22 protein-coding genes and 1 pseudogene are annotated in these 21715 nt (G+C 30.7%); 20 read left to right on the top strand and 3 right to left on the bottom strand.

Annotation, left to right across the window (positions count from 1 at the left end):
- The first annotated feature begins 69 nt into the window (after positions 1-69).
- The 11 genes from B2671_RS10770 (at position 70) to spoVAE (ending at position 9651) form a co-directional block, all read left to right on the top strand.
- Positions 70-954: a DMT family transporter gene (locus B2671_RS10770; RefSeq protein ID WP_346870413.1), complete on the top strand. Its 885-nt coding sequence runs from the start codon at positions 70-72 to the stop codon at positions 952-954.
- Between the two features lie 271 nt (positions 955-1225).
- Positions 1226-2749, top strand: a complete 1524-nt coding sequence (hutH, locus tag B2671_RS10765; RefSeq protein ID WP_346870412.1) for a histidine ammonia-lyase — start codon at positions 1226-1228, stop codon at positions 2747-2749.
- A gap of 116 nt (positions 2750-2865) precedes the next feature.
- A complete protein-coding gene (gene ftcD, locus B2671_RS10760) occupies positions 2866-3762 on the top strand; it encodes a glutamate formimidoyltransferase (RefSeq protein WP_035134405.1) in 897 nt (298 codons plus the stop codon).
- Between the two features lie 22 nt (positions 3763-3784).
- Entirely contained in the window at positions 3785-5041 is a 1257-nt protein-coding gene (gene hutI, locus B2671_RS10755; RefSeq protein WP_346870411.1) for an imidazolonepropionase, read from the top strand.
- A gap of 16 nt (positions 5042-5057) precedes the next feature.
- The gene (locus B2671_RS10750; protein WP_346870410.1) at positions 5058-5693 is read left to right on the top strand and encodes a cyclodeaminase/cyclohydrolase family protein; all 636 of its coding nucleotides are present in this window, start codon (positions 5058-5060) and stop codon (positions 5691-5693) included.
- A gap of 409 nt (positions 5694-6102) precedes the next feature.
- A complete protein-coding gene (gene spoIIAA / locus B2671_RS10745; RefSeq protein ID WP_346870409.1) occupies positions 6103-6438 on the top strand; it encodes an anti-sigma F factor antagonist in 336 nt (111 codons plus the stop codon).
- Positions 6439-6455: 17 nt separating this feature from the next.
- Positions 6456-6887 carry an anti-sigma F factor gene (gene spoIIAB / locus B2671_RS10740; RefSeq protein ID WP_035134411.1) on the top strand — a complete coding sequence of 144 codons (432 nt, stop codon included), beginning with the start codon at positions 6456-6458 and terminating at the stop codon, positions 6885-6887.
- A gap of 9 nt (positions 6888-6896) precedes the next feature.
- Positions 6897-7652: an RNA polymerase sporulation sigma factor SigF gene (gene sigF, locus B2671_RS10735; RefSeq protein WP_035134413.1), complete on the top strand. Its 756-nt coding sequence runs from the start codon at positions 6897-6899 to the stop codon at positions 7650-7652.
- A 160-nt stretch (positions 7653-7812) separates the two neighbouring features.
- On the top strand, positions 7813-8265 hold the full coding sequence (gene spoVAC / locus B2671_RS10730) for a stage V sporulation protein AC (protein WP_346870408.1): 453 nt from the start codon (positions 7813-7815) through the stop codon (positions 8263-8265).
- Positions 8266-8269: 4 nt separating this feature from the next.
- Positions 8270-9289: a stage V sporulation protein AD gene (gene spoVAD, locus B2671_RS10725; RefSeq protein ID WP_346870407.1), complete on the top strand. Its 1020-nt coding sequence runs from the start codon at positions 8270-8272 to the stop codon at positions 9287-9289.
- Between the two features lie 2 nt (positions 9290-9291).
- A complete protein-coding gene (gene spoVAE / locus B2671_RS10720) occupies positions 9292-9651 on the top strand; it encodes a stage V sporulation protein AE (RefSeq protein WP_346870406.1) in 360 nt (119 codons plus the stop codon).
- Between the two features lie 62 nt (positions 9652-9713).
- Here spoVAE and B2671_RS10715 read toward each other — a convergent pair whose 3' ends face one another.
- A complete protein-coding gene (locus tag B2671_RS10715) occupies positions 9714-12305 on the bottom strand; it encodes a transglycosylase domain-containing protein (protein WP_346870405.1) in 2592 nt (863 codons plus the stop codon).
- A gap of 184 nt (positions 12306-12489) precedes the next feature.
- Between B2671_RS10715 and yunB the strand changes: the two genes are divergently transcribed.
- Complete coding sequence (gene yunB / locus B2671_RS10710) at positions 12490-13122, top strand: sporulation protein YunB (RefSeq protein WP_346870404.1); 633 nt, start codon at positions 12490-12492, stop codon at positions 13120-13122.
- Between the two features lie 144 nt (positions 13123-13266).
- Positions 13267-13998: a class I SAM-dependent methyltransferase gene (locus tag B2671_RS10705; RefSeq protein ID WP_346870403.1), complete on the top strand. Its 732-nt coding sequence runs from the start codon at positions 13267-13269 to the stop codon at positions 13996-13998.
- A gap of 141 nt (positions 13999-14139) precedes the next feature.
- Here the strand turns inward: B2671_RS10705 and hpt are convergent, their stop codons facing one another.
- Positions 14140-14667 (bottom strand): hypoxanthine phosphoribosyltransferase, encoded by a 528-nt coding sequence (hpt, locus tag B2671_RS10700; RefSeq protein WP_346870402.1) that lies wholly within the window; start codon positions 14665-14667, stop codon positions 14140-14142.
- 151 nt (positions 14668-14818) lie between these two features.
- Here hpt and hflX point away from each other — a divergent pair.
- The 7 genes and pseudogenes from hflX (at position 14819) to B2671_RS10665 (ending at position 20922) form a co-directional block, all read left to right on the top strand.
- Positions 14819-16614 (top strand): annotated as a pseudogene (gene hflX / locus B2671_RS10695) (GTPase HflX).
- A 71-nt stretch (positions 16615-16685) separates the two neighbouring features.
- Positions 16686-17390, top strand: coding sequence for a HEAT repeat domain-containing protein (locus B2671_RS10690; RefSeq protein ID WP_346870401.1), 705 nt, complete (start codon positions 16686-16688; stop codon positions 17388-17390).
- Positions 17383-18291, top strand: coding sequence for an EamA family transporter (locus tag B2671_RS10685; RefSeq protein WP_346870400.1), 909 nt, complete (start codon positions 17383-17385; stop codon positions 18289-18291). The genes B2671_RS10690 and B2671_RS10685 overlap by 8 nt, the downstream gene beginning before the upstream one ends.
- Before the next feature lie 73 nt (positions 18292-18364).
- On the top strand, positions 18365-19018 hold the full coding sequence (locus tag B2671_RS10680) for a YigZ family protein (RefSeq protein ID WP_346870399.1): 654 nt from the start codon (positions 18365-18367) through the stop codon (positions 19016-19018).
- A 95-nt stretch (positions 19019-19113) separates the two neighbouring features.
- Positions 19114-19854 (top strand): YebC/PmpR family DNA-binding transcriptional regulator, encoded by a 741-nt coding sequence (locus tag B2671_RS10675; protein WP_035134436.1) that lies wholly within the window; start codon positions 19114-19116, stop codon positions 19852-19854.
- A 382-nt stretch (positions 19855-20236) separates the two neighbouring features.
- A complete protein-coding gene (locus B2671_RS10670) occupies positions 20237-20386 on the top strand; it encodes a hypothetical protein (protein WP_346870398.1) in 150 nt (49 codons plus the stop codon).
- 287 nt (positions 20387-20673) lie between these two features.
- Positions 20674-20922 carry a BhlA/UviB family holin-like peptide gene (locus B2671_RS10665; RefSeq protein ID WP_346870426.1) on the top strand — a complete coding sequence of 83 codons (249 nt, stop codon included), beginning with the start codon at positions 20674-20676 and terminating at the stop codon, positions 20920-20922.
- A 245-nt stretch (positions 20923-21167) separates the two neighbouring features.
- Here the strand turns inward: B2671_RS10665 and B2671_RS10660 are convergent, their stop codons facing one another.
- The gene (locus B2671_RS10660; protein ID WP_167402853.1) at positions 21168-21335 is read right to left on the bottom strand and encodes a hypothetical protein; all 168 of its coding nucleotides are present in this window, start codon (positions 21333-21335) and stop codon (positions 21168-21170) included.
- Positions 21336-21715: the final 380 nt, after the last annotated feature.

Genomic DNA, 21715 nt, shown 5'->3' with positions numbered 1-21715 from the left:
TGTGGTGTACCTTTCATATATATTAAAATTTTAGTATGCATGTTGATTTAGTAGGGGAGGGGTAAAATCATGGACAAGAGTAGCAATAAAATTAAGGGAATTTTTTATATTGCAATAGCATCTATAGCCTTTGGAATAATGCCCATTTTAGCAAAGCTTGCATATAAAGGTGGTGCAAATCCAATAAATACATTAGCTCTAAGGTTTACTTTTGCATCAATAATACTGTTTATATATATAAAAACTAAAAAACTTTCACTTAGGGTAAGTAAAGAACAAATAAAACTTATATTATTTATGGGAGTGATAGGATATTCTATGACATCTATACTATTATTCATAGCCTATAATTATATAGATGTAGGTATAGCAGGAATGATATTACATACATATCCTTTAATGGTTATGATTTTATCCATAATAATATACAAAGAAAAATTTAAATTAAAAAAGTTTTTATATTTGATGGTAACTACTATAGGTGTATTTATAATGTTAGATATTAAGGTTGGAAGCATTAATACTATTGGAGTAGTATTGGTATTGTTATCTGCATTATGTTATGCTATATACGTTCTAGGCGCTTCTAATGATAAAGTTAAAAATATAGATAGTTATGTTATGACATTCTACATATCTGTAATTTCAGCAATAGTTGGAAGTGCTACAGGAGTTGTTACTAATAGTTTTAATAATCCAATAAATTTTTATGGAATTATATCTATATTGTTGATTGCATTTATATCTACCGTTGTTGCATTAATGGCATTCCTAAAAGGAGTAAAGTTAATAGGTCCCACTAATTCAGCTATTTTTAGTGCTTTAGAGCCTATAGTTTCTTTAGTTTTAGGAGTTATTATTTTAGGAGAATCCATATCTTTTAAAATAATAATTGGAAGTACTATTATTATCTTAGCCATGATTGAATTAGCTAAGGATACCATTAGGAATTAGGAAGACTGTATCAGTGTAATTTGCAAAACTATTCTGATACAGTCTTTTAAGATTATAAAACATGAAATAGTATAAATTTTTTATTTATACAATATATAAGAATAATACTGTTGTAACACTTTATTTAGCTTAATAAATAATTCTTTAGTAAGTTAAAATGATAATACATTAAAAATATTCATAATATTCCGACGAGGTAATTAAAAGGTTATTTTGATTTTATAAAGAATAGTAATTATATAGGTAAGTATATTGTAAAGGGGAGATATTAATGAATAAAGTAATAATCAATGGAAACGACTTAAGACTTGAAGATATAGTAAATGTGGCTAGAAATAATTATCAAGTTGAGCTTAGTGAAGAAGCCATAAAAAGAGTAGAAAAATCTAGAGAAATTGTAGATAAAATTGTTGAAGAAGATAGAGTAGTTTACGGTATAACTACAGGTTTTGGAAAATTTTCTGATGTATCTATATCAGGTGAAGATTGTAAAACTCTTCAAAGAAATTTAATTATATCTCATGCTTGTGGTTTTGGAAACAGCCTTGATACAGATATAGTAAGAACAATAATTTTGCTTAGAGCTAATGCTTTATCCAAAGGATACTCAGGAATAAGATTATCGACACTACAAACTTTGGTGGCTATGCTAAATAAGGGAGTTCATCCAGTAATACCAGAGAAAGGATCTTTAGGAGCATCTGGTGATTTAGCACCATTATCTCATATGGTATTACCAATGTTAGGAGAAGGAGAAGCTGAGTATCAGGGTAAAATAATAAGTGGTAGAGAAGCTATGAATAAAGCTGGTATAGAAGTGATTCAATTAATAGCTAAAGAAGGACTAGCATTAATTAACGGTACTCAAGTTATGACTGCGGTTGGAGCTTTGGCTTTATGGGATGGAATAAACTTAATTAAGAGTGGAGATATAGCTGCTGCATTAACAGTAGAAGCACTAAGAGGAATAAGAGATGCTTTTGATTTAAGAACTCATAACATACGTCCTCATGAAGGGCAAATTGAAACAGCAAAGAACATATTAGCTTTAGTAGATGGAAGTTCTCTTGTGACATCTCAAGGGGAAATTAGAGTACAGGATGCATATACCTTAAGATGTATACCTCAAATTCATGGAGCTTCTAAGGATGCATTAAATTATGCAAAACATAAAGTAGAAATAGAGATTAATTCAGTAACAGATAACCCAATAGTAACAGAGGAAGGAGACGTTATTTCAGGAGGAAACTTCCATGGTCAACCTATGGCATTAACTTTTGACTTCTTAGGTATAGCTATGAGTGAAATTGCCAATGTATCTGAAAGAAGACTTGAAAGATTAATTAACTATCAATTAAATGATCTTCCAGCTTTTCTTGTTAAACATGGTGGCTTAAATTCTGGATTTATGATAACGCAATATGCAGCAGCAGCTTTAGTTTCTGAAAATAAAATCCTTGCTCACCCTGCTAGTGTTGATTCAATACCTTCTTCTGCAAACCAAGAAGATCATGTTAGCATGGGTACAATAGCAGCTAGAAAGGCAAGGGATATAATAAGAAATGCAGAGAGAGTAGTAGCTACTGAAATTTTAGCAGCATGTCAAGCTATTGATTTTAGGGAGGATTATACCTTAGGTAAGGGTACTAAAGTTGCCTATGAATCAGTTAGAGATGTAGTTAACTTTATAGAAAATGATGTAGTTATGTATAAAGAGATAGATAAGGTTACAGATCTTCTTCGTAGTGGAGAACTAGCTAATAAAGTTGAAGAAGTAGTTAAGGTTAATTATTAATGAAACTATAAAGACTTTAAAGAATTAGTATATTGTAATTTAAAAATAAAAGTTGATACCAATATCTACAAATATAGGTATTGGTATCAACTATAAATAAATAGGAGGAGTTAATTATGGCAAGAATAGTAGAATGTATACCTAACTTTAGTGAAGGTAGAGACAAGGAAAAAATTGAAGCTATAGTAAATGTATTTAGAGGAGTAGAAGGCGTAAAGTTACTAGACTATTCTAGTGATGCAGACCATAATAGATCTGTTGTTACTGTGGTAGGAGAACCAGAAGCTCTAGAGAAAGCGATAATAAATATGGCAGAAAAGGTTTATGAAAATATAGATATGAGTGCTCATACAGGAGCTCATCCAAGAATGGGTGCTCTAGATGTAGTTCCATTTGTACCTATCGATGGAATTACCATGGAAGAGTGTGTAGAAATAGCTAATAGAGTTGGTAAAGTAATTGCAGAAAGATTTAATATTCCAGTATATTTATATGAAAAAGCAGCTACAGCTTCACATAGAGAAAATTTAGCAACGGTAAGAAAAGGTCAATATGAAGGCTTCTTTGAAAAAATAAAAGAAGATAAATGGGCACCAGACTATGGTCCAAAAGAAGTTAATGTTAAGGGTGGATGCGTTGCTATTGCTGCAAGACAACCTTTAGTAGCCTTCAATGTAAATTTAGGTACAGACAATTTACAAATAGCAGATACCATTGCTAAGACAGTTAGACATTTAGGTGGTGGATTAAGATTTGCAAAGGCTATGGGCGTAATGCTTGAAGATAGAAATATAGCACAAGTATCTATGAACTTAGTAAACTATGAAAAAACAGCAGTATACAGAGCTTTTGAAATGGTTAAGATGGAAGCAAAACGTTATGGAGTACCAGTAGTTGGTAGTGAAGTTATAGGACTTGTACCAATGGCTGCCTTAATCAATAGTGCTGAATACTATCTTCAAATAGAGAATTTCTCCATGGACCAAATACTAGAAAGAAGAATAAGCGAATAAAATAGCTTAGGAGTTGAAAGACATGTCTATATTAATTAAGAATATTGATTGCCTGGTTACCTGTGAAGGTAGCCATAGAAAAAAAGGCAAAGAAATGAATGATGCCAATATCATAGAAAATGGTTTTGTATTTATAGAAGACGATATAATATCTGCTGTAGGAAAAGATGAGGAATATAAATCCTATATAGATGAAGATACCATAATTATTAGTGGTAAAGGCAAAACAGTTACACCGGGACTTGTAGATCCCCATACTCATTTAGTTTATAGTGGAAGTCGTGAAAATGAATTACCTCTAAAATTAAATAAGGTAGGGTATATTGAAATCCTAAATATGGGTGGAGGAATATTAAGTACTGTAGAAAACACTAGAAAAGCATCTCTAGATGAATTAGTAGCAGAAGCTAAAAGTAGACTTAATATAATGCTAAATCACGGTACAACTACTGTAGAGAGTAAATCAGGCTATGGTTTAGACTTAGAGACTGAGAAAAAAATATTAGAAGTAAATAAAAGATTAGATAAGAATCATCCAATAGATGTGGTATCTACTTTTATGGGAGCCCATGCTATTCCTAAGGAATATAAAGGTGATAGAGAAGGTTTTATAAAACTTATAATGGAAGAAATAATACCAGGTATAGCAAAAGAAAATTTAGCAGAATTTATAGATTGCTTCTGTGAGGAAGGGGTATTCACTACTGAGGAATGTAGAAAAATCCTTGAAAAGGGTAGAGAATATGGAATGAAACTCAAGCTTCATGGTGATGAAGTTGAATCTGTTAAGGGAGCAGAGCTTGCAGGAGAGTTAAAATGTATTTCAGCAGAGCATTTAATAGCAGCTTCTGATGAAGGAATAAAGGCTTTAAGTGAAAATGATGTGGTAGCGGTATTATTACCATCTACAGCTTTCTATTTAATGCTTGGAAAGTTTGCAAGAGCAAGAGATATGATTGATAATAACGTGGCCGTTGCACTTGCTACAGATTGTAACCCAGGAACATCTCCTACTGAATCCATGCAAAATGTTATGACCTTTGCATGTTTTGGGATGAGAATGCTTCCTAATGAGATAATTAATGCTATGACTATAAATGCAGCCTGCGCTATTAATAGAGAAAAATCTGTTGGTTCTATAGAAAAAGGTAAAAAGGCAGATATAGCTATATTTAATAGCAAAAACTTAAATTATTTAGTTTATCACTTTGGAATAAATTCTATAGACAAGGTAATAAAAAATGGTAAGATAGTTGTAGATAGAGAAAAAAATAAGTAATATAGGAGGAATATTTATGTTAGATACAAAAACTGTGAGAGAGTTTATTGGAGAATTAGGCTCAAATTCACCAGCTCCAGGTGGTGGAAGTGTAGCAGCTCTTTGTGCATCACTATCTAGTGCATTATCATCAATGGTTTTTAACTTAACTGTAGGCAAAAAAGCTTATGAAGCATTAAATGAGGAAGAGAAGGCATTAGTAAATAAATATTTAGAAGTATCAGGAAGAGAAAAGGATGAATTCCTAGACCTTATGAATGAAGATACAGAAGCTTTCAATGAACTTATGGCTGCATTTAAAATGCCTAAGGACACTGATGAAGAAAAAGTTGATAGAAGTACTAAAATACAATTAGGATATAAGGCGGCAACACAAGTACCATTAAAAGTAGCAAGAAGATCCTATGAAATTTATGAAGGAATTCTAGTATGCGTTAAATATGGTAATAAAAATGCTATTTCTGATGGTGGTGTAGCAGCATTATTGGCACAAGGTGCTATAGAAGGAGCAATTTTAAATGTAAAAATAAATCTTTCTTCTATAAAAGATGAAGCTTATACAGAGGAAATTAGAAGTGAATTAAAAAGATTAAGTGAAGATGGTATGAAAAAGCAAAAAGAGATATTAGATATTGTAAATAAACATATGTAGCTTAAGATAATTACAAACACTATATTAAAGAGAATGTCTCAGGGAAGAATATCCATTGAGTGCATTCTCTTTTTTAATAATATTATTTTTATAAATATAGTTATAAATATGAAGAACTCACTAAATAATTTTAAAATTAATAAGACACAGAGAAACAATACCTCTAATTTTTATTACGCTAAGTTGCTAAGTTTTAAATCAATAATATTTTTACAAATATGAGAATTATGCTTAAATATAAAATAATGAAGGCGATGAATGTAAAAATATGTTGACAAGTAAATATTTTTGTATTAAATTTCTTAAATAAATTTTGGAAAAAACTGTAACGTATTAACAATATAGTGTATAATTAGTATATGTTCTGAATGTAAAGTTTATGAATATAATATAGGTTGGAGGGAAGCATATGTTACTTAGGTTTGAACCATTAGATGATAAAATCGTAGTTACACTTCAAGGAGAACTTGATCATCACAGTGCAGAAGAAGTTAGAACTAGGATTGATGATATTTTAGATAAAGATGGATATAAGACTTTAATTTTCAATTTTTCTGGTGTGAATTTTATGGATAGTTCAGGAATTGGAGCAGTAATAGGAAGATATAAGAAGATGTCCTTAAGGGGTGGCAAGGTGTGCTTAACAAATGTTACACCTACAGTTAAGAGAATATTTGAACTTTCAGGTATGTTTAAAATAATTTCAATGTATGAAAATGTTGAAGAAGCACTAAGGAACATTTAGTGGGAGGAATTAATGATATGGAAAATAAAATCAAAGTTGAATTTAGTAGTTTATCTAAAAATGAAAGCTTTGCAAGAGTTGTAATAGCAGCTTTTGCTGCGCAGTTAGATCCTACATTAGACGAGCTTAGTGATATAAAAACTGCAGTATCAGAAGCAGTTACCAATGCAATTATTCATGGGTATGGCAATGAAAGTGAAGGTAACTTTGTAAAATTAGAGGCTACAATTATTGAAAATGAGTTTACAGTAAAAGTAATAGATAATGGTGCAGGAATAGACAATGTAGATATGGCAATGCAGCCTCTATATACATCTAGACCTGACTTAGAAAGATCAGGAATGGGCTTTACAGTTATGGAAACTTTTATGGATAGCCTAATAGTAGAATCTGTAAAGGGTGAGGGAACAACTGTAACAATGAAAAAAGCTTTCAACACTGTAAGATAGGTGAAAAATATGAGTGAGAAAATTCATAGAAATAATAACTATAATTATGACGATAATAAAGAACTTATAAAACGGGCTAAAGAAGGAGATAATGAAGCTTTAGAATATTTAACAGAAATGAATTTACCTTTAGTTTCTTCTATAAGCAAAAAGTTTTTAAATAGAGGCTATGAGTACGATGATATATTTCAAATAGGATGTATAGGCCTAGTGAAAGCTATAAATAACTTTGATGAGAACTTTAATGTAAAATTTTCTACATATGCTGTTCCAATGATTATAGGAGAAATAAAAAGATTTTTAAGAGATGATGGAATGATAAAGGTAAGTAGAAGCATTAAAAATACGGCTAGAAAGTTACATTATGATAAGGATGCATTAACCAAAGAACTAGGAAGAGAACCTACCATTGAAGAATTATCAGACTATTCAAAGGTAGATAAAGAAGACATAATCACTGCACTAGAATCTGCTAGTAGTATGCAATACTTATATGACACTATTCATCAAGATGATGGAGCTCCAGTATTACTTATAGATAAGCTTAGTGAGGATTATGAAGAAGATAATGAGGTAATTGATAAACTAGCATTGAAGGAAGCCTTAAATAAATTAGATGTTAAATCAAGGCAAATTATAATACTTAGATATTTTAAAGATAAAACTCAAATTCAAGTAGCTAAGATGATGGGCATAAGTCAAGTACAAGTTTCTAGAATTGAAAAAAAGGTTCTAAAAATTATGAGAGATAGGCTATCGGGGTAAACAGAGTTCTTAGCTTTTATGATTGTAAGCTAAAAAAATCATAAGTTTTTAATTTGTAAACTTAAAAAAGATGCGTAAGCATCTTTTTTTTGTTTAAATTTTAGTAAAATGCAGATACTATCATTAATACTTTTACAATTTTAATGTTAGGAGGATAATAATGAAAGTAAAAGAAACTAAAATAAAAGCTAAGTTTCAAAATGTATATGAAAGTTCCAAACCTAAACCAACTATATTTAAGAATTCTTTCAGAGCTTTTTGGACTGGTGGATTAATATGTGTAATTGGAGAGATTATATTTAAAACATTGATTTATTTAGGTCAAGATAAATTACAAGCTACTGCATGGGAAACAGTTATTATGATATTTCTAGGAGCCCTATTAACAGGGATAGGTATATATGACAGAATTGGAGATTATGCAGGGGCTGGATCTGTAGTCCCAATAACAGGCTTTGCAAACTCTATTGTATCACCAGCCATAGAATTTAAAAAAGAAGGATATGTGTTTGGAGTAGCAGCAAAGATGTTTACTATAGCAGGACCAGTGCTTGTTTACAGCATTAGTGCCTCTGTTATACTTGGAATATTATATTATATTTTTAGGTGGTAATAATATGGGAAGAAAAGTAGGATTACAAACAGTAGAATTATTGACAAAACCAAGACTTATAGCTACATATACCGTTGTTGGTCCCAAAGAAGGGGAAGGTCCATTAAAGGATAATTTTGATGAAATTCTAGAGGATGACTTATGTGGTTGTAAAACCTTTGAATCGGCAGAAAGTAAAATGCAATTACATGTAGTTCAAGAGGTGCTTAAGAAAGCACACCTTAAAGAACAAGATATCTCTTATGTTTTTTCTGGGGATTTAATAAATCAATTAATGCCCTCTTGTTTTATGGCAAGAGAAGTAGATATTCCATTTTTAGGTTTATATGGGGCATGTTCTACATTTATAGAAGCACTTTCACTAGCATCAATATGCTTAGAAGCAGATATAGGTAATCATATGATGGCAGTATCTTCATCTCATTTCTCATCATCAGAGCGTCAGTTTAGAATGCCTCTAGAAATGGGAAGTCAACGGGCGCCTTCATCTCAATGGACGGTTACAGGTGCAGCAGCAGTGGTATTAGCTAAAAGGGGAAATAATGTACCTCGTGTAACTCATATTACCCTTGGTAAGGTAAAGGATTATGGAATAACTGACCCTAATGAAATGGGAGCGGCCATGGCTCCAGCAGCAGTTGATACTATAAAACAACATTTTCAAGACACAGGTAGAAAGCCTAGTGATTACGACATCATTGTCAGTGGAGACTTAGGTTCTGTTGGTAAGCAAATAACTACTGAATTATTAAAGGAATATGGCTATAATATAGGGTCAAATTATATTGATTGTGGTGATGAAATATTTGATTGTAAATCGCAGAGTACCAACTGTGGAGGTAGTGGAGCAGGATGTTCTGCTACAGTTATGAGTAGTATGATTTATAAAGGAATGATACAGAAAAAATATAAAAAGGTGTTACTAATTGCTACAGGAGCTCTTCTAAGCACAATATCTAACTATCAAGGTGAAACTATACCAGGTATAGCCCATGCCATTGCTCTAGAGTTTGGGGGTGAATAAATATGTGGGGAGATTTTCTAAGGGTTTTTGTAGTTGGTGGAATCATTTGTGTGATAGGTCAAGTTTTAATGGATACAACAAAATTAACTCCATCTAGAATATTAGTTATCTTTGTGGTAGCAGGGGTAGTTCTTCAAGGATTTGGGATATATGAAAAGATAGCTGAATTTGGTTTATCGGGAGCTAGGATTCCACTACCTGGATTTGGATATTCCTTAGCTAAAGGTGTTATGGAGGAAGTTGATAAAAATGGTTTATTAGGAATTGTCACAGGAGGTGTAAGTGCTACTTCTGCAGGTATAGCGGCAGCTGTAGTATTTGGATACCTTATGTCAGTTCTATTTGACTCTAAAACTAAGTAGACATATAAAAAGTCTTCTCAAATTAATAAATTTGAGAAGACTTTAATTTTACAACAAAATATTTAACCTCTTATCCCATTACTAAATATTTTAGGGATCATAGTATAGATATTTAACAGATGATTGAAAGCTTCAGGCTTATTTTCACTATTTCCAGTGTTACCTTCATTTCCAGTATCACCACCAGGATTAGATGGGCCTACAGGAGGTGTAGTTGTATCACCAGGATTTGTATTTTCACCAGGTTTATTAGGATTAGGTATTTTATCTTTATCTTTATCCTTGTCTTTATCTTTTTCTTTATCCTTGTCTTTATCTTTTTCTTCAACCTTATATTCTGTAGGATCTTTAGCCACTGGAGCTAGGTATTTATTATCAAGCATGTTACCAGAATATAATCTAGTATCACGAGTTATAAATACTACCTTTTGTATTTTATCTTTAGGTGTTTTATCAGAAGGTAAGTAATATTTACCATCAGCAGCCTTTACAACGTCAAGTTCCACATGGATATTATCCAGAGTAGTTGGTTGAGTACCACTTATAAAGATTTCAGAGTAAATTCTATTTCCCCTAGGATCCCTCTTAGTAAGCGCCGTTGGAAGGGTTCCAGAATCTTTAGAAATATAAGCACTAGTTAATCCACCAGGAGCCTGAAGAGATTTATATTCAAGTCCCTCATGAGCTGCTGCCATAATCTTACCCCATAGACCAGCTGGAACGCTACTACTAGTAAAAGGTAATTCCTTACTATTATCATAACCCATCCATACAGCAGCTGAGTAGTAAGGGGTTAATCCACTAAAATAAAGGTTTTTAGTAGATTCAGAGGTACCAGTTTTACCCCTAACTTCCATATTCCCAAATTTTGCTTGTGGACCTGTGTTGTTAACAGAACCTTCAAGCATATCATAAACAATATAAGCTGTTTGTGGAGAAATTACTTGCTTAGATTCAAGTTTTGGCTCAAGTAGAACTTTACCATTCTTATCAGTAACCTTAGTATATATTCTTGAAGTAGTCATATTTCCTTGATTTCCAAAGGTACCAAAGGCTTGAGACATTTCATAAGGTGTAGTTCCATCTATTTCACCTAGAGATAAAGCCGAAATACTAGTTTTATCTCTATCAGTTATACTTAATCCAAATTTTTCTCCATAGGATGCAGAGGTATTTAGACCTATTCTGTCAACTACAGATACAGCAACAGTATTTTTAGAAAGAGCAAGAGCATCACGGATAGTAATATATCCGTCAAATACGTAATTCCAGTTTTGGGGAACATATGGACCGTCACCACCGGCATATTTAGAACCAATAGAAGTTGGTAATGGACCATCTACAAACACTGACCCTGCAGTTAAAGTTTTACCTTCAATAGCTGGAGCATATACAGTAAGTGGCTTTATACTAGAACCTGGTGAACGTAGGAAGGTTTGACCATCCTTTCCAACAGAGATAGCTCTATTATAAGACATAGCTGGCTGATCACCAATACCACCAATTATAACTTTAACTTCACCCTTAAGATAATCTGTTATTACAGCAGAGGTTTGAACTCCATCTGCCTTAGAGCCTTGAGTCTCTTTAAGATAATTGTTCATAATTTTTTGTACTGAATCCTGAAGTTTTCTATCCATGGTTGTATATATTCTTAAACCACCAAAGGTGATTTTTTCATAGGCTTCAGCTTCAGTATACCCATAGGTTTTCATTAAATCTTTTGCCACTTGTTTTATTACAGGTCTTGAAAACCATTCATAAACCATTTTATCACCCTCTAAAGTTGAGAAATTTAGCATAAGAGGTTCTGCTAAAGCAGTATCATATTCCTCTTGAGTTATTTTTCCCAGCTCTAGCATTTTAGCAAGAACCAATTTAGTTCTTGGGGAGTCAAAGGCTTCTTTCTTTTCAAAGGCTTCATAGGCATTCATATAAGATATAGTTGGATTCTGAGCAGCACTTGCTAAAAATGCACATTGCTTAAGGGTTAAACCATCTGCTACAGATTTTCCAAAGTACATGGTTGAAGCAGCTTCAATTCCGTGAGCATTACCACCTAAAAAGATAGTATTCATGTATTCGTTAAGAATTTGTTCCTTAGATAGAAGCTTTTCTAATTTACGTGCTAAATAAATCTCTTGAACTTTTCTTTCTATATTAGCCCTATTATTTATAGAATCTTCAAGGAAAAACTTATATTTAACCAACTGTTGAGTAATAGTTGATGCACCTTGGATTTCGTCATTTGATAAACCAAGAATTATTTTAGCATCTTGGATTACAGCTCCTCCAAGTCTTCTTATGTCAACACCTTTATGTTCTAAAAATCTTTGATCTTCAATACTTACAAAGGCGTCCTGTAGATATTTAGGTACTGTAGATATATCTACAGATATTCTTTTTTCAGGAGTCTTGTACTCATCCATTTCTTTTCCTTTATTATCATATAAAAGTGTAGTTTCTCCATTAGATAAAAATATATCAAGATCAAGCTCTGGAGCTGTTTTAATCATGCCAGATATAATACCAAAACCAGCAGCTGCACAAGTTATGATTAAAAGTAGTAAAACTATATATATTACTTTAAAGACTTTACGACTTTTCTTCTTGGGCTTTTTTTGCTTAGGTTTAATTTTTTTATTTTCTCCCATATTCTCCTCCTTTTATGATGAACATATCTTCGATACTATATTATAACTTATATACTAGTATAAATACAATATAGTATTCTTCAATGAAGTTCTTATACATATACATATATTAGATATAGAATAATTTTATGTAACACATTATACATTTATTAACATTATACCACATTTATAAAGGAGTAATACTATGAAATCATCTCTAAAGTTAAAATTTACCATAATAATTTTTTTAATTATGACCTTTTTAATAACTTTTATATATACTTTAGATAAAATTATAATGCCAACGGTTAAACTAGTGGCAGATGCACAGATGAGAGCAGAGGTCACTAATACAATTAATAAAACAATTTTCCAGGAATACTCTAAGAATTTTAATTATAATGATATAATAAAATTTGATAAGGATAATGATGGAAATATCATAATGATGTCAGCAGATACTTTAAAATTAAGCGAAATTGCTACATTGACTGTATTAAAAGCACAAGATGAATTAGAGGAAAAATCTAAAGTAGACATAAAGATACCCATGGGATATGTGACTAAAAATAATATTTTAGGTAGATTTGGTCCAGATGTAAAAATAAGAATGCGGCCTATAGGGCATATTACTACTAGATATATATCCGAGTTTGAAGATGCAGGAATAAATCAAACTAGACATAAAATTTATATAGAAACCACCACTAGAGTAAAGATGATTATGGCAGTATCTTCTAGTGAATTAGAAATAGTTAATGAAATACCTATAGTTGAAACCATTATAGTTGGAAGGGTACCAAGTACTGCAATACAAATGGATCTTAACGGTAATTAGAAAGTGTGATGCTAATCACTGAATAAATTCTTTTTATATTGTACTATTTATGTAAATAAATATAGATATATGAAAATATATAATTAATTTAAAAAGTAGAAATTTCCTATAGAATAAATAATTAAAGAACAGGAGATGAGTAGTATGGATCAATGTATAAAATTTTATAATGCCTTAGCTAAATATTATGATGATATTTTTCCAGCACCATTAGGTAAAAAGAAGTTTGCTTTAAAGAATATAGAAAAGGGTGGATTTGTTTTAGATATTGGATGTAGTACTGGAGAAACTACAGAATATATTTCTTCACAAGGGTACAGGGCTTTAGGCATAGACTTAGACCAAGAAATGATAAGAATAGCTAAGGACAGGTATAGGGAAAGTGATACTTTGAAGTTTGAAGTTATGGATATGAAAACTATAGCTAAGTCCTTTGGAGAAGAGTTTAATGGTATTGTATGTATAGGGAATGTACTTCCTCACTTAGGAGGAAAAAGTCAAATAAAAGAATTTTTAAAAGGATGCTATGAAGTATTAAAAAAGGATTCACCATTATGTATTCAAACTATTAATTTTGATAAGGTGAAGAGAGAACATATTAAAGAATTACCTCTTATTGATGGTCCTAAAGTTAAATTTGAAAGGTTTTATAGTATTAAACCAGATAGTGATACTGTAAAGTTTACAGGAAGAATAACGGATAAAGAAAATAATGAGATTTTAGAAAATACAGTAGATCTATTTATGTTACAAAATAAAGAGTTATTTGAAATGTTAAAGGAAGTTGGATTTGAAAAATCCTTGAGCTACGATGATTTTAATAGAAGTACCTATACAGGAAATGCTCTTCCTTTAATAGTAGAGGCTATTAAGTAGAGAATTATATTAATGTAAACATATAAATTAAATAAATAAAAAACATACTAGAAGTTAATAGGTTGATATTAACTTCTAGTATGTTTTCATGTTTATTCTTCTATTAATATATATTAAGTATTTAAAATATTTGTAACATTATTATTTAGATTCCCAGTTAAATATGTAAGGAATATTTCTGTATAAGTCACCATAATTTAAGCCATATCCAACTACAAATAAATCAGGAATCTCAAAACAACAATAGTCTGGAGATATTTTTACAGTTCTTCTTTCTGGTTTATCTAAAAGAGTACAGCATTTTACACTTTTAGCACCCAACTTTTTAACGTGTTCAACCACAAAGTTCATAGTAATACCACTATCTACAATGTCATCTACTACAAGTACATCCATACCTTCAATATTATCAGGTACATCTTGAACTATTTTACAAGTACCACTAGTTTCTTCACCATGACCATAGCTTGATGTAGTCATAAAACCTATAGTTGTAGGTACAGTAATTTCTCTAACTAAGTCAGCGGCAAATATGAAGCTTCCTCTAAGTAGAGATAATACGTAAACTGATTTTCCCTCATAGTCCTTAGAAATTTTTGCTCCAATTTTAACTACAGCTTGATTAATTTCTTCTCTAGAAAAGAGAATATTTCTTTGTTTATCTTCCATGTAATCACACCTCAATTTATATTTACATTAATGTTTTCATAGTATAAAATTAAGGTGAAATTGTCAATAGTATAAAATGTATAAGAATGCAGTGTTTGTTTAATGTAGAAAAATTATTAATAAAGAAAAAATAAAATTTGGAGATGATTATATGATAAATGGAAACACTGATGGAGTTAAAAACTTCATCTTGAAAAAGTTAGAAACTATATATGATATGAGATTTCAAAAATCAGACATATTAACTAAAGAGTTAGCAGAACTTCTAAGAGAGGTTACCCTTGAAATTGAAAGAGAGGTTAGCGTTGCTATAGATAGAAAAGGAAGTGTTGTTAGTGTTGCCATCGGAGATAGCTCAACAGTTGAAGTTCCTATGATTGACACTAGAGAGGGGAGATTATCTCAAGTGAGAGTAATCCATACCCATCCCAATGGAAATCCTAAACTATCCGCATTAGATTTATCAGCGCTTCTAAAATTAAAACTAGATTGTATAGTTGCCATTGGTGTATCAGAGGATAAACCTCTAATTTATAATATGGGTTTCTGTGATGTGAAGGATAACATGCTCATAGAAGAAGAGGTTGAAAAATTAACTATCAATAAAGTTTTAAGCTACAAGTTTTTAGATAAGGTTAGATATATTGAAGATGTTTTTAAAGTAGATAACATAGTGGAAGATAATTCAGAAAGAGCAATATTAGTATCTATAGAAGATGAAGAAAGCCTAGCGGAGTTAAAGGAACTTACTAAAGCCTGTGATGTAGAGCCAGTTTTTGAAATACTTCAAAAACGTAATAAGATTGATTCAGCTTATTTCATAGGTAGTGGTAAGGTTGAAGAAATAGCATATTTAAGACAGTCACTAAGAGCGAATGTAGTAATATTTGATGAGGAATTATCAGGATCTCAAGTAAGAAATCTAGAGCAAGCCATAGGAACAAAGGTAATTGATAGAACTACTCTTATTTTAGAGATATTTGCAAGGAGAGCCAGAAGTAAGGAATCTAAAATTCAGGTAGAGTTATCCCAGCTAAAATACAGATTAAGCAGGCTTAGTGGATTAGGAACTATGCTTTCAAGAACAGGAGGAGGTATAGGGACAAAGGGACCGGGAGAGAAAAAACTAGAGACAGACAAAAGAAAGATTAGAGATACTATCTACGATTTAAATAAAGAGTTAGAAAAGATAAAAAGTATAAGAGCAACCCAAAGAGAAAGAAGAAGTAAGGATAATATTTCTAAGATATCATTAGTGGGATATACTAATGCAGGAAAATCTACCCTTAGAAATGCTCTTTGCGAATACTCACCAGTTAAGTCAGCTACGGTAAAAGAAAAAGTTTTTGAGGCTGATATGTTATTTGCAACCTTAGATATTACAACCAGGGCTATGGCTCTTCCAGATAATAGAGTTGCAACAGTAACAGACACTGTAGGCTTTATAAGAAAATTACCTCACGATTTAGTAGAAGCTTTTAAATCAACNNATCAACTTTAGAGGAGGTAGTTTATTCAGACTTATTACTTCACGTAGTAGATACATCTAGTAATGCAGCAGAAAAACAAATAAAAGTAGTAGAGGAAGTACTTAAGGAATTAGGTGCAGGAGATAAGCCAACTTTATTAGTACTGAACAAAATTGATGACTCTAATGATAATATTTTAAATTCTCTAAAGGAAACATTTAGTAACTATTCTATTTTGGAAGTTTCAGCTAAACATAAAATCAATTTTGAAGAATTACTAAATAGATGTACAGAAATACTTCCTTATAAATTAAAAACCTTTAAGGTATTAATACCATATAGCGATTCTTCATCAGTTGCATATCTACATAGAAATGCTTTGGTAGAAAGTGAAGAGTATGGTGAAGAAGGTACTATTCTTGTAGTTCAAGGTGATGATGAGGTCTACAATAAAAGTTCTAAATATATTATAGAGTAGTAACTAGAGTATCATTATATTGTTAGTATAGAAATTAGAGCAATATTCGAAGGGGAGAGTAGGGAGAAAATTTGAGTACAGGATTAGTTAAATATGATTGGAATTTCATTGAAAATTATAGTAATGAAGAAATCAGCTATTTTCTAAGCTTAGAAGGAAAATCTATAGAAGCCATATGTAAAATTAGAAATCTAGATAGAGCCACAGTTCAAAAACATCTCATAAATTGCAAAATAAAATACAGGTTTTTAGTTAAAAGTGAATCGTCATCAGATCTTTTTAAATCCCTAATTTTAGCAGCTAAGGAAGAGAGAATTTTGGTTTTAAATAGTTTAGATAGAGTTAATAAAGAAAAGTTAATTCATTTTTTAGTTAAAAACTATATGGAGCTAGGACTTAAGGATAAAGAAGCCGCCATATGGATAATGGGTGAACTTAGGAGTAATGTCACCGTAGACATACTTATAAAGGCAACGGTTAATAATCATGTAAATATTAGAAGAATGGCAATTTCAGCTCTTGGAAAAATAGGTGATTCAAGAGCTGAGAGAGCTCTTATTAGAGCTTTGGAGGATAAGAATCCTCAAGTAATAAGTTATGCAGTTAAGTCCTTGCAAAAGATAAGCAGTGGAGAAGCCAATGATAAAATAAGAGATTTATTCAATAGTACTGATAAAGAGTATATTAAAAAGGCTTGTGAGAGTTATATTAAACAAAGAGACAATGAAGAAATAAATTTTCAAGATATAAGTGACGGAGATAAAAATAATGATTAATATTTTATTATCTATATTATGCAGTTCTTTAATAGCCATTGTATTTAAGTTTAGTGAAGGCAGAGAAAGTAATAGATATATGGTAACTAGCATAAATTATCTATCAGGAATGATGGCAAGTATAATAATGATGGGAAGTTTAAATATTTTCCACATAAATTGGTTTTCAATGTTTATGCAGGAATTTAATCAGGTACTTATAAGTGGACAACTTTTATCTAAAGAAGGAACAGGAGCTTTAGCAATAATTCTAGGTATAATTACAGGTATTTTATATTTTTTAAGTTTTATTCTATATCAAAAATCTGTAGGAAATAATGGAGTATCTGTGTCTGCAACTTTTATGAAGCTAGGAGTATTAATACCTACAATTTTATCTGTTATACTATTAGGAGAAACCATAGAATTATTACCTATATTAGGAATAATCTTGTCTATCATAGCTATAATAGTTATAAATCTAAATAACAAAAAAGAACAAAATATTAAAGATACTATGAAAGTAGATTTAATACTTCTTTTTATACTAGCTGGTGGAGGAGATTTTGTAACAAAGTTATTTCAAAACTTTGGTATGGTACAATATAAAAATTTATATTTATTTTATACTTTCCTAACAGGATTTACTATAAGCTTAATTATGTTAATTATTAAAAATAGAAAAGTAAAGTTAATAGATATGTGTTTTGGTGTCATGGTGGGTATTCCTAATGTACTAATGCCAAGCTTTTTAATAAAGGGCTTAGAAGAAGTAAGAGCAGTTATAGCCTTTCCTATGGTAAGTGCAGGAACTATTTTAATCACAAACTTTTGTGGAGTTATATTCTTTAAAGAAAAGTTAGGGAAGAAGGAGATTATTGCTATAGTACTCACCATAATAGCTATAATACTTATGAGCTAATAGTATTCTATAAATCTTCATTATGTTTTAGAGTATAGAAATCTATTTCAAATATTATAGAGGGGGTTTAAATATGAGTTATTTTACAGTGAAAGGGAGTGCTACTTCAGAATTTCAAGAAAAGAAATCTACATTTATAGGATATATAAAGAGAGTAAATACTGAAGGAGAAGCAAAGAACTTTGTAAATGAAATAAAGAGTATGCATAAAGAAGCAACCCACAATGTTTATGCTTATATAGTGGGAGAAAATAAAGGCATACAAAGATACAGTGATGACGGTGAACCCCAGGGAACAGCAGGTATTCCAGTTTTAGAAGTTATAAAGAAAAATGATTTAACCGATGTAGTGGTGGTAGTTACTCGTTACTTTGGCGGTATTCTTTTAGGGGGAGGTGGACTAATAAGAGCTTACTCTAAAGGAGCCTCTTCAGCCATTGAAGAAGCAGGTATTGTAGAAAAAGTAAAGGGTTTAAAATTAAGATTTACTTTAGAATATGATTTACTAGGCAAAATACAATACCTATGTGGTACAAATAATTGGCATATTGAAGATACCATATATACAGATAAAGTGGAATTATCAATGTTCACAGAGGTAGAAAATAAGGAAACAATAATTGCAGCCTTTGTAGAGGCTACTAGTGGAAAAGTAACTATATGTGAAGAGGATGAAGAGTATTTATTTAAAGAAGGATACAGATATTATAGAGCTATTGAAGGATAGCTCTTGAAATTTGAAATTATTAGACATATTATGTTATAATAGGTACATTGATTTTAAAGTTAATAATTATATATATAGTACAGGAGGAAGTTAATATGTCAGGACATTCAAAGTGGCATAATATCCAAGCTAAAAAGGGTAAAGCAGATGCTAAGAGAGGTAAAATATTTACTAAAATAGGTAAGGAAATAGTTGTTGCAGCTAAAAATGGTGGCTCTAATCCAGAGACGAATGCTAAGCTTAGAGACGTTATAGCAAAAGCAAAAGCAGCTAATATGCCTAACGATACAATTACTAGAGCAATTAAAAAAGCAGCAGGCGAGTTAAGTGCAGTAAACTATGAAACTATAATCTATGAAGGATACGGACCAGAAGGAATTGCAGTAATAGTTGAGTGCCTTACTGAGAATAAAAATAGAACTGCTGGAAATGTAAGATACGCCTTCTCTAAACAAGGTGGAAATATGGGAACCGTTGGATGTGTAGGATTCATGTTCCAAAGTAAAGGGGAAATCATCATAGAAAAAACTGATTCAGTAGATGAAGATGAGTTAATGATGATGGCTTTAGATGCAGGTGCTGAGGACTTTGTAGCTGAAGATGAAGTATTTGTAGTAACTACAACTCCAGAAGACTTTGGTACTGTGAGAGAAGCTTTAGAGTCTAATGGAATAGAATTCTTAGAAGCAGATGTTAAAATGATTCCAGACACATACACTGAAATCAATGAAGAAGTTGCGACTAAATTCCAAAAGATGTTAGATGTTTTAGAAGATGATGATGATGTACAAAATGTATACCATAATGCTGAATTCCCAGAAGGATGGGAAGGTTAGTAGTGAATAACGGTTGGTATTACTAACTTTGAAAGTTATTCATTAATTACTAATGAATAATATGGTTATTACATACAATGATTATTTTTATGTATAAGGATATGTGTTTAAAATTGCAAGTTGCTTTCTATAAATAGGATAGTAAGTGACTTGCAACCATATAATTTAACTTTAATGTTGCATTATTAATAACAATATACTCTTAATGATACTCTTATTGAATTTCATGTTGCGTTTCATCCTTTTTAGGCTCTACTAGTTGTATTCTTATTGATTCTAGCATAAACTATAACAAACTATAATAAATGATAATTGAACTAGTTGCCTTTTACATAAAATTAACTTCTTATTTAATTGAGTAATATTAAGGAGGATGTATAGAATGGGATTAATAGTGAATCTAGTGATAAAAGTAAAACCTTATGATAGGAGTAGTATGGAATCATTGTTAATTAAATTTGACTCTATTACTAATATTTTATCAAGGAAGCTAAGATATGACTGTACTAAAAATAAATCATTCTACTGGTGAATATCTTTAACTTATCGGAGAAGACATTAGTAAATTACATCAATAAATCTTTATGTGAGATTATTATAGTAAATGATTAAGTAAAATTTATATTTAATGAAGTTGAAATGTATAGTGAATTTTCAGAATTGTCAGATAATTTTTAGTTGTTAAAATAGAATACTTTTATATTAATTTGTAAGCTTTAGACATATAAATAATAAACAAAAAAATGTGTTCTCTTAGTAAAACGTCATTACAGTCTTACTAATAAAAAAATATATCAAGTAAGGAGTGTGAAATAAATGATGGAGAATGAAATTTTAAAGGTGGCTTTATCACAGGGTATTTGGGCTGTACTAAGTATATTTTTATTATTCTATATACTAAAAGCTCAAGAAAAAAGAGATGTGAAGCAAGAACAAAGAGAAAAAAATTATCAAGATGTAATATCACACCTTACCGATAAATTGAGGATAGTAGATGAAGTAAAAAAAGATGTAGAAGATCTAAAGAAGGATGTAGGGGATTTAAAAAATTATATGAGAAAAAATTAGTAGATCAAAAATATAATTAGAACATTAATTCTTTGAAATTTAATTTATATAAAATCATAATACTCCCATATGAAAATCTCTGAAACCCGCATGGACAGAACAACTATTTAACTATTTAACTAGCAAAATAGGCATATATTTATATATTTTTAAATTTCCCTATATAAATAGTTATATAGGGAAATTTTTTAATAATACATCTAGTAAATTAGCAATTTCTATAGAGACTTCTTTGCTAATCTTTATTAATAAGTTATCTCGTCCTTCTCAGAATGATCTTTGCTATTAGCATAGGAACCTATTTTAACTCCATCTATTATTCCTACGTCAGCTCCATCCTTTGGATACATTTTTCTAAGTTCAGCCTGACTTCTTTTTCTATCCTTAAGACGACTTTTATTATTATCAACCATAAAAATACCTCCTTAAATTATATAAAGGATTACTACACAATTATTTTGTCCATAAAGTAAGAAATTATTAAGGAAAGTAAAGGATTAGCTTCCTTAGAAAGAAACATTGCCATTTTATTAATGGTATAGATTGAATGTTTGGACATATAATAATATTGACAATAAAATTATATAGGAGGCGTTAAAAATGGATAAAAATAATAAAAAACATGAACATACTCCAAGTAATCCAAAGACAGGGAATGTAAAAGATCATATATCTTCAAAGGCAGGAATTAAATCTCCTAAGGAAAAAGAATAATTTAATATGTTTATTTATGCCATAGAGTGATTCAAATAAGTAAAGGACTATCTCTTTGTTAAAATGTACCCTATATAGT

This window comes from Clostridium sp. UBA5119 (genome assembly GCF_002414285.1).
GTDB classification, from domain to species: domain Bacteria; phylum Bacillota; class Clostridia; order Clostridiales; family Clostridiaceae; genus Clostridium_J; species Clostridium_J sulfidigenes.
This window is presented reverse-complemented; position numbering and strand designations above follow the sequence as displayed.

Coding starts and splice junctions, on each gene's coding strand:
- B2671_RS10770 (WP_346870413.1), top strand. CDS start 70: ATGGACAAGAGTAGCAATAAAATTAAGGGAATTTTTTATATTGCAATA.
- hutH (WP_346870412.1), top strand. CDS start 1,226: ATGAATAAAGTAATAATCAATGGAAACGACTTAAGACTTGAAGATATA.
- ftcD (WP_035134405.1), top strand. CDS start 2,866: ATGGCAAGAATAGTAGAATGTATACCTAACTTTAGTGAAGGTAGAGAC.
- hutI (WP_346870411.1), top strand. CDS start 3,785: ATGTCTATATTAATTAAGAATATTGATTGCCTGGTTACCTGTGAAGGT.
- B2671_RS10750 (WP_346870410.1), top strand. CDS start 5,058: ATGTTAGATACAAAAACTGTGAGAGAGTTTATTGGAGAATTAGGCTCA.
- spoIIAA (WP_346870409.1), top strand. CDS start 6,103: ATGTTACTTAGGTTTGAACCATTAGATGATAAAATCGTAGTTACACTT.
- spoIIAB (WP_035134411.1), top strand. CDS start 6,456: ATGGAAAATAAAATCAAAGTTGAATTTAGTAGTTTATCTAAAAATGAA.
- sigF (WP_035134413.1), top strand. CDS start 6,897: ATGAGTGAGAAAATTCATAGAAATAATAACTATAATTATGACGATAAT.
- spoVAC (WP_346870408.1), top strand. CDS start 7,813: ATGAAAGTAAAAGAAACTAAAATAAAAGCTAAGTTTCAAAATGTATAT.
- spoVAD (WP_346870407.1), top strand. CDS start 8,270: ATGGGAAGAAAAGTAGGATTACAAACAGTAGAATTATTGACAAAACCA.
- spoVAE (WP_346870406.1), top strand. CDS start 9,292: ATGTGGGGAGATTTTCTAAGGGTTTTTGTAGTTGGTGGAATCATTTGT.
- B2671_RS10715 (WP_346870405.1), bottom strand. CDS start 12,305: ATGGGAGAAAATAAAAAAATTAAACCTAAGCAAAAAAAGCCCAAGAAG.
- yunB (WP_346870404.1), top strand. CDS start 12,490: ATGAAATCATCTCTAAAGTTAAAATTTACCATAATAATTTTTTTAATT.
- B2671_RS10705 (WP_346870403.1), top strand. CDS start 13,267: ATGGATCAATGTATAAAATTTTATAATGCCTTAGCTAAATATTATGAT.
- hpt (WP_346870402.1), bottom strand. CDS start 14,667: ATGGAAGATAAACAAAGAAATATTCTCTTTTCTAGAGAAGAAATTAAT.
- B2671_RS10685 (WP_346870400.1), top strand. CDS start 17,383: ATGATTAATATTTTATTATCTATATTATGCAGTTCTTTAATAGCCATT.
- B2671_RS10680 (WP_346870399.1), top strand. CDS start 18,365: ATGAGTTATTTTACAGTGAAAGGGAGTGCTACTTCAGAATTTCAAGAA.
- B2671_RS10675 (WP_035134436.1), top strand. CDS start 19,114: ATGTCAGGACATTCAAAGTGGCATAATATCCAAGCTAAAAAGGGTAAA.
- B2671_RS10670 (WP_346870398.1), top strand. CDS start 20,237: ATGGGATTAATAGTGAATCTAGTGATAAAAGTAAAACCTTATGATAGG.
- B2671_RS10665 (WP_346870426.1), top strand. CDS start 20,674: ATGGAGAATGAAATTTTAAAGGTGGCTTTATCACAGGGTATTTGGGCT.
- B2671_RS10660 (WP_167402853.1), bottom strand. CDS start 21,335: ATGGTTGATAATAATAAAAGTCGTCTTAAGGATAGAAAAAGAAGTCAG.